The organism is Nocardiopsis potens DSM 45234 (assembly GCF_000341105.1).
GTDB classification, from domain to species: Bacteria; Actinomycetota; Actinomycetes; order Streptosporangiales; family Streptosporangiaceae; genus Nocardiopsis_A; species Nocardiopsis_A potens.
In genome coordinates this window covers 110065-121750 of sequence record NZ_ANBB01000042.1, presented here as the reverse complement: position 1 = coordinate 121750, position 11686 = coordinate 110065, and the positions used below count along the sequence as shown (strand labels likewise).

The window sequence follows — 11686 nt, the reverse complement described above, 5'->3', positions numbered from 1 at the left end:
CCCCGCCTCCCCGGCGTTCTGCTGTGCGCCGCTTCCGCCGAGCCGGGCGGCCCGGCGCGGCTGATCGCCATATCGCCTACGAGCAAGGAGAGTACGTGGCCTCCCCAGCCGACACAGGACCGACACCGAACCCGATCGCCGCAGCCTGGCGCAGCCTCTCCAAGCCGGTCTTCCTGCCGGCCCTGCTGATCATCCTCGCCGCGCTGGCGGCCGCCACCTGGTACGGCTCCGCCTACGGCGAGGACGCCGCGGCCGCCTTCACCGACCTGCGGAACCGCATCGGCGAGACGATCGGCTGGTGGTACGTCCTGGTCGTCACGGGGTTCCTGATCTTCGCGTTCTGGGCCGCGCTGTCCAAGGTGGGCAGGATCCGCCTCGGGCGGGACGACGAGGGGCCGGAGTTCTCGCTGTTCTCCTGGTTCGCCATGCTCTTCTCCGCCGGCATGGGCATCGGCCTGGTCTTCTGGGGCGTGGCCGAGCCGCTGACCCACCTGACGGCGCCGCCGGCGATCTCCGGCCTGGAGCCGGGGAGCCCGGAGGCCGGGCGCGCCGCCGTCGGGCACGCCCTGTTCCACTGGGGGCTGCACGCCTGGGGCATCTACGTCGTGGTCGGCCTCGGGCTGGCCTACATGTCCTTCCGCCGCGGCCGCCCGCTGTCCATCCGGTGGCTGCTGGAGCCGGTCTTCGGCCGCAAGCTGATCGAGTCCTGGGTCGGCCACGCCATCGACGTCTTCGCCATCGTCGGCACCATCTTCGGCGTCGCCACCTCGCTGGGGCAGGGCGCGCTGCAGATCCAGGCCGGCCTGGCCCACCTGGGCTGGTTCGACCCCTCCAGCACCCTGCTGGTGGGGCTGGTGGTGCTGGTCACCGCGGTGGGCACCCTCTCGGTGATCAGCGGCCTGAACAAGGGCCTGCGCTGGCTCTCCAACGCCAACATGACGATGGCCGCCCTGCTGGCGCTCTGCGTCCTGCTGGTCGGCCCGACCGTCTTCCTGTTCCGGTCCCTGGTGCAGAACACCGGCGAGTACATCCAGGTGCTCCCGGAGCTGATGTTCGTCACCGGCGCCAGTGCCGGCGACGACTGGACGCTGAACTGGACCCTGTTCAACCAGGGCTGGTTCCTCAGCTGGGCGCCGTTCGTGGGCATGTTCATCGCCCGCATCTCCCGCGGCCGCACCATCCGCGAGTTCATCTTCGGCGTGATGCTGGCGCCCACGGCGATCGCGATCATCTGGTTCACCGTCTTCGGCAGCACCGGGATCCTCTACCAGCTGCGGGACGGCTCGATGGTCGGCGCGGACGGCTCCATCGACACCGACACCACGCTGTTCCTCCTCTTCGAGAACCTGCCGGGGGGCGGGCTCCTCACCGCCGCGCTGTCGGTGATCGCGATCCTGGTGATCGTGCTGTTCTTCGTGACCTCGGCCGACTCCTGCGCCCTGGTCGTCGACGTCCTCTCGCACGGGGGCCGCACCGAGACGCCGCGGGCGACCCGCGTGTTCTGGTGCGTGGTCCTCGGCCTGTCCGGCGCCCTGCTGCTGCTCGCCGGGGGCGAGTCGGCGCTCACCGTGCTGCAGGTCAGCTCGATCGTCGGCGCGGCGCCGCTGTCGGTCATCTACACGCTCGCGGTGATCGCCCTGGTGCGGATGTTCCGCTACGAGACGGCGACCATGCCCCGGTACGTGAGCATCCGCCCGCAGGCCACCCCGTCCGCGCTGGTCTCGACCGCGCGCCGGGAGGCCGACAACGAGGAGGAGCTGCAGCGCAACCTCCGCGACCTGCTGCGGGCGCAGAGCAACGGCGCCCGGCCGCGCGGCCCCCTGAAGAGCGCCTCCGCCGCGCTCGGCGGGCTGGACGCCGGCGCGGGCCTGGAGCCGGCCGCCGCACCGGCGGCGAACGGCGCGGACTCGGCCACCGTGCTGGCGGTGCACGACATCCCGGCGCACGCCGTCACGGTGGACACCGACACCGGGGCCATCCAGTGGGACGAGGAGTCCCACCTCCAGGACCCCATCGCGGGCGAGGTGTTCGACACCCCCGAGTTCACCGCCTCGGCCGCCGGGGCCGAGTACGAGTCCGAGAAGCTGCTGGAGAAGTACGCCCCGGAGGGCGTGCCGGAGAGCGTCCCGGAGGGCGTGCCGGAGAGCGTCCCGGAGGGCGTGCCGGAGAGCGTCCCGGAGGGCGAGCGCTGACCCGGATGGGCGGGGTCCCGGTCCCCGCCTGAGGCGGGGGTGCGCCCCCACCGCCCCGCCCCGCGCCGCGGGACCCGCTCGGGTCCCGCGGCGCCCCTCTGCGCGGGGCCCGGCCCCGGCCCCGGCGGGTCAGCGGAGGCCCGGGGCCCGGGCCTGGTCGGCGGGGGCGGTGATGTCGATGACGTGTCCGCAGCGTGCGAGGGTCTCGCTCCGGTGGGAGGAGATGAGCACGGTGCCGCCGAAGCCGGCGATGGCGTCGGAGACCGCCCGCTCGGTGGCCGGGTCGAGGCTGGCGGTCACCTCGTCGACGAGGAGCACGCGGGGGCGGCGGACGAGGGCGCGGGCCAGGCAGAGGCGCGCCCGCTGGCCGCCGGAGAGGCGCACCCCGTCCTCGCCGAGGTCGTCGTCGAGGCCGATCCAGCCGGCGGCGCCGACGTGTTCGAGCACGGCGGCCAGTTCGGCGTCGGGGCGCGGTCCGGCGCCGCGGAGGAGGTTGTCCCGGACGGTGCCGTGGAACAGCGTCGCCTCCTGGTCGACCAGGGCGACCGCGCTGCGCAGGGCCGCGTCGTCGATCTCGGTGAGGGGGACGCCCGCGCCGTCGGCGGCGACCAGTTCGACGGTGCCGGAGGCGGGGTCCCAGAGGCGGGCGGCGAGCGCGATCACGGTGCTCTTGCCGGCCCCGGAGGGGCCGGCCAGGCCGGCGTGCTCGCCGGGGGCGACCTCGGCGGACCAGGAGGCGAGCGCCGGCGGCCGGCCCTCGTAGGCGAAGGAGACGTCCCGGAACCGGAGGCCGAGCGGCCCGTCGGGCAGCCGCCGCGGCGCGCGCGGGGCGGCCACCGCCGGGGGGCGGCCGATGCCGGCGGCGACCCGGTCGGCGGCGGCGACGAGCGGGTGCAGCCGGGTGAGGACGGTGGTCGCCTCGGTGATCGCCGCGACCCCGGTGACGGCCAGCGCCACCAGGGCGGGCAGGACCGCCGGGGAGGGTCCTGCGCCGGCGCCGCCGGCACCGTCGGCGAGCACCCCTGCGGCGGCGGCGATGACGCCGATGACCGCGGCGGTGACGATGAGCTCCCGGACCGAGGCCACCAGCTGCTCCAGCAGCTCCCGGCGGCGGGTGAGCGCGGCCGCGCGCCCGGTGGCGGCGTCGGTGTCGGCGATGATGCGGGGGGCGAGCCGGTAGGCGAGCACTTCGCGGAGGGCGCCGAGCGCGTCGGTGATCCGGGCGGACAGCGCCGACCGCTCGCGCTGCTCCTGCTCGCCCAGCCGCCGCGCCGTCCGCGCCCAGTACAGCGCGGTCGTCGCGACGGCCGCGCCGCCGGCGAGCATGACGGCCGCGGCCTCCGGGAGGAGGGCGCCCGCGGTGGCGGCGGCGGCGAGGAAGACGGTGGCCGAGGCGCCGACCTGGGCGATGGTGTGGGCGTAGAAGAACTCCAGCTCCTCGATGTCGCCCATGGCGACGGCGGCCGCGCGCCCGGAGTGCTCGCGGCGGCGCCCGGGGACGCTGCGCGCGTAGGAGTCGAACAGCGCCATCCGGAGCCGGGCCAGGACCCGGTAGGCCAGGGCGTGGGAGACGTCCATCTCCCGCCAGGTCAGGACGGTGCGGAGCAGGACGAGGCCGATGACCGCGGCCCACCAGGCCGGTCCGGGCGGCGTCCGCTCGGCGACGGCGTGGCCGACCGCCCACGCGGTGAGCACGGTGAGGGCGGCCAGGGCGAGGGCGCTGGCGGTGCCGACCAGGTAGCTCCAGAGCATCCCGCGCCGTTCGGGGCGCAGGGCCGGCAGCAGGGCGCGGAGGGCCCGGAGTGCGGAGGCGGTGTTCACGGAGCGCTCTTCTCCAGCCGCCCGGCGCCCAGGCGCAGCACGTCGGGGACGCCGGTGAGCGTTTCGGGGCGGTGGCTGACCATGATGACGATGCGGTCGCGGGCGACGCGGTGGAGCGTCCGGACCACTTCTGCGGCGCGGTCCGCGTCCAGGGCGCTGGTCGGCTCGTCGACGAGGAGGACCGGGCGCCGCGCGAGGAGGGCCCGGGCCAGGGCGAGGCGCTGGCGCTGTCCGCCGGACAGGTTGGCGCCCGCCTCGGCGACCTCGGTGTCGAGCCCGCGCGGAAGGCCCAGGACCTCGTCGAGGATCCCGGCCGCCCGGCACGCGGCGGTGATGTCGGGCTCCTCGGCGGCGTCGGCGGCGGTGAGGTTGTCCCGGACGGTTCCAGCGAAGAGCACCGGGCGCTGGGAGACCACCGCGATGTCGTCTGGGCGCACCGGCCGGCCGTCGAGCGTGATGCGGCCGGTGCCGGGGGTGAGGAGGCCGAGCAGGAGGTCGAAGAGGGTGGACTTGCCCGCGCCGGACTCGCCGACGATCGCGGTGAGCGATCCGCGCCGGGCGGTCAGGGTGAGGCCGCGGAGCACGTCGTCTCGGGCGCCGGGGTAGCGGAAGCCCAGGTCCGAGACGTGCAGCAGCTCCGCGCGGCCGCCCTCGGGCCCCGGGCGCGGCGCGGGGCCCCCGGGGCCGGGCGCGGGGGCGTTCTGCTCCGGGGCGCCCTGCTCCGGGCCGGGGTCGCTCTGCTCCGGGCCGGGCTCGGGGTCGAAGGCGCCGATCCGGGCGAGGCCGGGGACGGCGGTGGTGCCGAGGAACCCGGAGTGCCAGTGCCGGGAGAGGTCGCGGATCGGGCGGAACGCCTCGGAGGCGAGCAGGAGGACCAGGTAGACCTCGACGGCGGGGGCCTGCCCGGTGACGGCGTGGCCGAGGGCCGCGATCGCCGCGGCGGCGATGCCGCCCTGGACGGCGAGGTCGGTCACGGCGGTCTCGGCCAGGGAGGCCCGCATGACGCGCTCGGTGGCGCGGCGCAGCGCCTCGGACCGGGCGTCCAGCCGCCGCCGGGTCCCGGGCACGTCGCCGAGGGTGCGCAGGGCGGCCATGCCGCGCAGGGATTCGAGCAGGTCGGCGCCGAGGCCCTCGTAGTCGTCCCAGTGGTCGAGTCCGCGCCGGGCCGCCATCCGCTTCCAGGCCATGGGGCCCAGCAGCGCCAGCACCAGCCCCGCGGCGACGGCCGCCGCCGCGGCCGGGGAGAGGGGCACCAGCAGGGCCCCCACGGCCGGGCAGGCGATCAGCACCTGCGCGACGGCGGGGACGTACTTCGAGACGTAGGCGTCGGTCCCGTCGATGCCGTCGCCCAGGCCGGCCCGCAGCGCCCCGTCCCGGGCGGCGGTGTCGTGCAGCCGCTCGGGGGTCAGCGCGGCCCGCATCGCGCGGCGGCGGAGGGCCCGGCGGACGCGGCCGCCGAGCCCGGCGGCGGCGGAGGCCTGGGCCAGGGAGAGCGCCATCCGCGCCAGCGCGATCGCGACGATCAGCGCCAGCCCGGCGAGCACGTCCCCGGGGTGCCCGCGCAGCGCCGCCGACATCGACCAGGCGATGGCGGCGGCCTGGCCGAGGTGGGTGGAGAAGACCAGCACCAGCAGCGCGGTGCTCCAGGCCAGCGCCGCGGGGAACCGGGCCGCCTCCCGCCAGAGTTCGCGGACGATCATCATGGCGTGCTCCGCTCCGCCGCGCCGGGCAGCATCGCCAGGGCGTGCAGGGTCCAGCGGCCGCGGGCCGCGGTGAAGCCGGACACCGGGCGGCAGCGCCACCGCCGCGACAGGGCGCCGGCGTAGCAGAGGGCGGCCGCGGCCCGGTGGGCCCGCCACAGTTCGGCGGCGACGGCGGCGGGCGGGGCGTCCGCCGCGACGGTCCACGCCTCCAGGCGGCGGGCCCCCAGGACCCACGCCTGCCCGGACGCGGCCGCGGCGTGCGCGGCCCCGGGGGCGGGCGGCCGGGTCCGGGCGGCGGCGGTGAACTCGCCGATCGGCGGCGACCGGCGGGCGGCGAGGGCGGCGCGGCGCTCGGGGTCCGGCGCCCACGCCGCCGGCAGTTCGACGGCGGCGAGCGGGATCTCCGGGGCGAGGCCGTGCCGGAGCCAGCGGCCGTGCTCGGCGGCGCGGGGCACGCCGAGCAGCCTGCGCAGCGGCGCGCCCGGGCCGAGCCGGGTCCGGGCGGGGTCCGCGCCGGCCAGGAACTCCGCGGCGGTGAGCGCGTAGGCGGTGTCGGCGATCCACAGCGGCCAGGCCCGGTGCCGGTAGCGGCCGAAGCTGCGGCCCGGCTGCACGGTCAGGACCAGGTAGGTCCCGGCCTCCGGCGGGCCGGCGGCGCCGGTGTCCCAGCCCGCGGCCCGCTCGGCGGCCCCGTCGCGGCGGAGCAGCGCGCCCTGCTCGTGGTCGTAGACGTAGCGCCCCTGTTCCAGAGCGCCGCCGGGGCCGGCGACCAGGTGGGTCCGGACCGGGTAGGCGCCGCCGGCGGAGGGCACCGGGCGCCGGCGGACGCCGGTGGCGGTCCCGTCGGGCAGGCGGTGGTACCCGTCGCCGGACCACAGCCCGGTGAGCAGGTCCCGCTCGCGGTCGGGGGCGGCCGTGCGGGCGGCGCCGAGGGCGCGCCACCGGTTGGCCCGCGGCCCCGGCGGGAGCGCCGGGCCGGGGGGTTCGGCGGTGAGCGCGCGGGCCAGGGCGGCGGGGAGGCCGGCCGGGTCGGGGCGGCGGTGCGCGCGGCGGACCGGGGCGGCCGGGTGGTCTGCGGAGAGCAAGGAGGGGCCTTACATGTGCGGGGGCGGGACGAGGGTGAAGTCGGAGGGGCCTCCGGTCCACTCCGTGCGCCACCCGCGCTCCAGGGCGGCCTCCCGGAACCGGGGCATGCCGAGGTAGGCGAAGGCGGCGGGGGCGTTGGGCACGAGCCCGGTGATGAGGGTCCGCACCACGCGCAGCGGTGTGCGGCGGACGTCGGAGGTGGTGAGGTCGCGGGTGAGGATCCGGTGGCCGCGGCGGGCCAGGCGCCGGTAGACCTCGCCCATGTCCACCGGTTCCAGGGCGGTGATCGGCCGGGTCCCCAGGGCCGGCTCGGTGAACCGCCGGGCCTCCCCGTGGACGCGCGGGTCGAGCCAGAGCTGGACGTGGGCGCCCAGGTCGACGATGTTCTCGCACTGCTCGCCGGCGGCGTCGCGGTAGGAGGCGTCCTCGCGGAAGTCCAGGTAGAGGCCGCGGGCCATCAGGCCGTGCTCGACGGCGCGGAACACCCACCCGTCGGCGGCGGTGCACCCCTGGGTGTAGACCCAGGTGTGGACGGCCTCCAGGACCGCCTTGCGGGCGGCCCGGACCGGGTCGCAGGAGGCGGAGAAGCCCGCCGCGTACAGGCCGCGCTCCTCGTCGTGCACGAGCGCCGCGACGGCGGGGGCGAACTCCGAGGGCATGGCGACCAGGGAGACGCGGAGGGAGCCGCCGCGGAGGTCCTCTTCGAGGCCGGGGACGCTCGCCGGGTCGATGCCGAAGGCGGGTCCGTCCAGGTGCCACCAGAGTTCGAGGGCGTCGCGCTCGATGATCTCCAGGACGCCGCGGTCCCGGGCGTCGTCGGCCCCCTGACCGGTGGCGATGCCCGCGTAGTTCAGGTGGTGGATGCGGGGCAGGCGGCGGAAGCGCGACTGGCGCCAGTTGAGGTGGACCAGCGATGCGGGCACCCAGGTCCGGGCGCCGTCGAGGCCGGTGCAGCGCGCCCACAGGGCCGGGGTGTCCTCGGTCGGGCGCCGGTAGGGGAACCCGTCGCGGGCGTACTGCCAGGAGGCGAAGGCGGGCAGGTCCTCCAGTCCGATGGGGTCGGCGCCGGCGGCGGCGAGTTCGGCGCGCGTGGCGACGCGCAGTCCGTCCTCGGGGAGTTCGGCGGGGAGCCAGTTGCCGCAGTAGCGCTCGACCCCCTCGGCGATCGCGGCGATCCTCGCCTGGGCGGGGTCGCCGAAGGAGGTGCCCAGCGAGACGCGGTCGGCGGGCCACTCGCCGAGCCGGCGGGCGTCGGCGACGGCCGCGGTCATCGCCAGGTAGGACGGCGGCGCGCCGGCCGGCTTCGGCACCTCCCGGACGGAGCGGATGATCCCGCATTCGGGGTCGACCAGCGCCTCCACGGGCAGCCGGGGCTCCCCGGCGGGCGGTGCGCCGGAGGGTTCGCCGCCGTCCTGCCGCTCTGCGGGGGCGGCGGTTCCGGTCAGGGTCATGAGGGGGTCCTTTCGTGGCGCCAGGCCGCGGATTCGGGGCCGAGGAGGGAGCGGGTGCGGGTGCGCGTCCCGGGCCCGGGCGCGAGGAGGCGGGTCCACTCCGCCGGGGTGCCGGGCAGCCCGTTCGCGGCCAGCCACGGGTCGATGACGCGGGAGAGCCCGCCGGCGGCGGCGATGCGGGCCCGCCGGTCCGGGTCGGTGACGCCGCCGGCGAGGCGGTGCCCCCAGGGGCCGCCGGCGAAGTGGCTCGCGGCGCTCCATTCGCGGGCGAGGCGCCGGGCGTCGGCGTGGAAGAAGTCGTGGTCGCCGCTGACCACCAGCAGCGGTGCGGTGGCGCCGCGGTAGCGGGTGCGCAGGTCGGTGCGGCGGGAGGTCCACAGCCGCCGCCAGCCCGCGCGCGCCTCCGGCGGCCAGTCCCAGTCCTCGGCGGCCTCCAGGACGCCGCGCTCGCGGGCGTGCGCGGTCCGCCGGTCCAGTTCGGCGGGGGGCAGCGGGGGCGCGGGGCGGCCGGTCCGCCCGTGCTGGTGCCACCAGCCGATCCGGTGCCGGATCTGCGGTTCGCCGTCGGCGTTCCAGGCGGTCTCGGCCAGGCCGAGGGCGGGGACCAGGGCGATGACCGCCGCGACGGCGCCCGGTGCGGCGGCGCGGGCGGCCTCCAGGGCGGTGTGGGCGGCGTAGGAGGCGCCGAAGAGGACCACGGGGAGGCCGGGGTGCTCGGCGGCCACCTGCTCCAGGAGGGCGCCGCCGTCCTGCTGCTCGCGGGCGTAGGGGGCCCAGCTCCCCTGCGACCGGTACCGGCCGCGCACGTCCTGCACCAGGCAGTGGTATCCGCGCTCGTTCCACGAGCGGGCGGTGGAGGCGTGCAGGTGGGCGCCGTAGGGGGTGCGGATCAGCACGACGGCCCGGGGGTGCGCGCTCTCCCACCACCGCCCGCGCAGCACGGTGCCGTCGGGGGCCGTGCCGCGGTGGTCGCGTCCGGGGTCCGGCGTCATGACGCCCGGTCCGCGAGGGGCGGCGGGGGGTCGTAGGCCAGCACCGGGTGCTCGCCGATCTCCCCGGTGGCGGCGGCGAGCCGCCACAGCGTGCCGCGGTACCGGTCCAGGGCGCCCGCCCGCCGCGCCCAGGCGAGGGCGACGGTGAGGATCCGGGCCTCCAGCAGGGTGCGCGCCGCGCGGGGCAGCTCCCGGGCGGGGGCGGCGGAGGCGCGCTGCCAGGCGTCGAGTCCGCGGGGCGCGGGGCTCGCCGCCAGGCGGCGCCGGCGGACCTGCTCCGCGGTGGGGTCTCCGGGGGAGACGGCGATCGGGTCGACGTAGCAGACCTCGCCCTCCCGGTAGCCGCGCAGCCAGGCGGTGCCGCGCCCGGGCAGCGCGTCGAGCAGGTCCCAGTGCGCGCGCTCGCCGGGCGAGTCGGCGTAGCCGATCACGAGGTCCCAGGGCCGCTCCCGGCCGGCGGCGATCAGCTCGGCGGCGCCGGGGAAGCGCGCGGGGGCGGCGCCCCACCCGGCCAGCGCCTCGGCCAGTGCGTCGGCCGGTGCGCCCGCTCCGACCAGGGCGGTGTTCCGCCGGGCGGCCGGCCAGCGGCGCTCGGCGTCGCCGTCCTCGCGCTCGGCGGTCTCGGCGGCGAGCCGCTCGGCGTAGGCGCCGGCCGTCCCGCCGTCGGCGGGCGGGGCGCCGGACAGGGCCGCGGTGAGGCCGGGCGGCGGGTTCCGCAGCCGGAGGAAGCGGCCCGAGGCCGTGCGCACGAATCCGGTCCCGTCGTGCTGGAGGAGCACGTCGGCGCCGCTTCCCGGGACGGGGGCGATGGGGTGTTCCGGGGCCATCTTCACCTCTCGAACGGCCCGGCCGGGCGGCGCGGGGCCGCCCGACCGGGGATCGGTTCCGACCGTCGGCGCCGCGTGCGGCGCGCTCAGGCGGTGTCGGTCAGTCGAAGGGGTTCTCGACCAGGGCGTTGGAGTGCGAGGCCGACAGGTGCGCCAGCTGCTCGGCGTCCTCGATCTCGGCGGTGACCCGCTGGTCGTCGAAGGGGTTCTCGACCAGGGCGTTGGAGTGCGAGGCCGACAGGTGCGCCAGCTGCTCGGCGTCCTCGATCTCGGCGGTGACCCGCTGGTCCATGGCGATGTCCTCTCTTCACGGCAGTACGTGCCGGCACGGGGCGGCCGGCGCGTGCTCCCAGGGGAGCATCGGGCACTCTACTTGATAACGGTTTTCATTTCCAATAGCGTCCTCCCCATGACCGTGGAGCAGCTCTTCGTGGCCGACTACCGTGCGGGCCGCACCTACACCCTCGACGGCGGCGGCGCCGTCCGGGCGCGCGGCACCGGCGTCCTCGCCGAGCACGCCGGCGTCCTGGCCCTCCCCCGCGACGGCGCGACCGGCGCGGAGTGGGCGTTCATCGACGACCGGGCCGGGGCGCTGGTGGCGCTCGGGCCCGGCGGCGAGCGGCGCGTGCCCGTGGCGATCCCCGGCGAGCACCTCGCCTGCGACGCCTCGGGGCGCCACGTGCTGGTGACGACCGGCCTCGGCGCCAACCCGGCCCCGTGGAGCGACGTCGTCACCGTCGTCGACCTGCAGGCCGGCGAATCCGTGCGGTTCCGCGCGCGGACCGGGGAGCCCGGGGCGCTGGTCGTCCCGGACCAGGCCGACGGCGAACCGGCGGCCGTGCTCCGCCACCGCGAGCCCGGCGCCGTCGAGGCGATCCCCCTCGCCCGCTGCCTCGACGCCGGCGCCCACGTGCCCGCGCTCGCCGGCACCGCCGCCGGGATCGCCGACGACGGCCACGGCGACGTCGTCGACCAGCGGACCGGTATCGCCGCGACCGCGACCGGCCGGGGCCTGGAGCGGTTCGTCGTCGACCGCGGCACGCCCCGGATGATCGGCACCGTCCCCTGGCCGGCCCCCGGGCGCGCCTTCTACCTGCGCTTCGACCCGGCCACCGGCCGCGCCGTGGGCGTGGTGCGCGGCGGCCCGGCCTCCCCCGCCGGGTGGACCGAATGGACCAATCACCTGGTCGACGTCGACCTGTCCACCGGCGGCGCGCGCTCCCTGGAGCTGCCGCCGGGGCTGGCGTTCCGGTTCGCGCTCGGCGGGGGCAGGGCCGCGGTGGCCACGATCCACCCCGACGGGGACGAGCTGACCCTCGTCGAGCGCACCGGGCCGCGGCTGCGCACGCTGTACCGGAGGCCGCTGCCCGCGATGTCGCACCCGCCGGCCGCCGGACACCTGCCCTGGGACCCGGTGGGCGGCGCCCCCGCGCAGCGCCGGGCCGTCACCCTCGACCCCTCCGGCACCACCGCCGCGGTGACCCGCGGCGGCGACGCCGAACTCCACCTGGTCGGCGAGGACCGGTTCGACACCGTCGGCATGCCCGGCCCGCTCGACGAAGGCGGCCACCTGCACTGGCACGGCGGCGGCTTCGACCCGGTCGGGCGGTAGGC

General features: G+C 77.7%; 9 protein-coding genes. 2 read left to right on the top strand and 7 right to left on the bottom strand.

What is annotated here, in order from left to right:
* Positions 1-95 precede the first annotated feature (95 nt).
* Positions 96-2192, top strand: coding sequence for a BCCT family transporter (locus D459_RS0117065; protein WP_017594224.1), 2097 nt, complete (start codon positions 96-98; stop codon positions 2190-2192).
* A 129-nt stretch (positions 2193-2321) separates the two neighbouring features.
* Here D459_RS0117065 and D459_RS0117060 read toward each other — a convergent pair whose 3' ends face one another.
* The 7 genes from D459_RS0117060 to amiA form a co-directional block, all read right to left on the bottom strand.
* Positions 2322-4013, bottom strand: coding sequence for an ATP-binding cassette domain-containing protein (locus D459_RS0117060; protein ID WP_017594223.1), 1692 nt, complete (start codon positions 4011-4013; stop codon positions 2322-2324).
* Entirely contained in the window at positions 4010-5716 is a 1707-nt protein-coding gene (locus D459_RS0117055) for an ATP-binding cassette domain-containing protein (protein ID WP_020380223.1), read from the bottom strand. Before D459_RS0117055 ends, D459_RS0117060 begins: the two co-directional genes overlap by 4 nt.
* A complete protein-coding gene (locus D459_RS33730) occupies positions 5713-6801 on the bottom strand; it encodes a nitroreductase family protein (protein WP_026120471.1) in 1089 nt (362 codons plus the stop codon). Before D459_RS33730 ends, D459_RS0117055 begins: the two co-directional genes overlap by 4 nt.
* Before the next feature lie 9 nt (positions 6802-6810).
* A complete protein-coding gene (locus tag D459_RS0117045; RefSeq protein WP_017594221.1) occupies positions 6811-8253 on the bottom strand; it encodes a YcaO-like family protein in 1443 nt (480 codons plus the stop codon).
* A complete protein-coding gene (locus D459_RS0117040) occupies positions 8250-9245 on the bottom strand; it encodes a CocE/NonD family hydrolase (RefSeq protein WP_017594220.1) in 996 nt (331 codons plus the stop codon). Before D459_RS0117040 ends, D459_RS0117045 begins: the two co-directional genes overlap by 4 nt.
* Positions 9242-10072, bottom strand: coding sequence for a hypothetical protein (locus tag D459_RS0117035; RefSeq protein ID WP_017594219.1), 831 nt, complete (start codon positions 10070-10072; stop codon positions 9242-9244). Before D459_RS0117035 ends, D459_RS0117040 begins: the two co-directional genes overlap by 4 nt.
* A 100-nt stretch (positions 10073-10172) precedes the next feature.
* On the bottom strand, positions 10173-10364 hold the full coding sequence (amiA, locus tag D459_RS0117030; protein ID WP_017594218.1) for a streptamidine family RiPP: 192 nt from the start codon (positions 10362-10364) through the stop codon (positions 10173-10175).
* Between the two features lie 117 nt (positions 10365-10481).
* Here amiA and D459_RS0117025 point away from each other — a divergent pair, with 117 nt between their 5' ends.
* Positions 10482-11684 (top strand): hypothetical protein, encoded by a 1203-nt coding sequence (locus D459_RS0117025; protein WP_017594217.1) that lies wholly within the window; start codon positions 10482-10484, stop codon positions 11682-11684.
* The last annotated feature ends 2 nt before the right edge of the window (positions 11685-11686 follow it).

Bases quoted from the DNA above. Each gene is read 5' to 3' on its own strand.
- D459_RS0117055 (WP_020380223.1), bottom strand. From the start codon at position 5,716: ATGATGATCGTCCGCGAACTCTGGCGGGAGGCGGCCCGGTTCCCCGCG.
- D459_RS0117045 (WP_017594221.1), bottom strand. From the start codon at position 8,253: ATGACCCTGACCGGAACCGCCGCCCCCGCAGAGCGGCAGGACGGCGGC.
- D459_RS0117040 (WP_017594220.1), bottom strand. From the start codon at position 9,245: ATGACGCCGGACCCCGGACGCGACCACCGCGGCACGGCCCCCGACGGC.
- D459_RS0117035 (WP_017594219.1), bottom strand. From the start codon at position 10,072: ATGGCCCCGGAACACCCCATCGCCCCCGTCCCGGGAAGCGGCGCCGAC.
- amiA (WP_017594218.1), bottom strand. From the start codon at position 10,364: ATGGACCAGCGGGTCACCGCCGAGATCGAGGACGCCGAGCAGCTGGCG.
- D459_RS0117025 (WP_017594217.1), top strand. From the start codon at position 10,482: ATGACCGTGGAGCAGCTCTTCGTGGCCGACTACCGTGCGGGCCGCACC.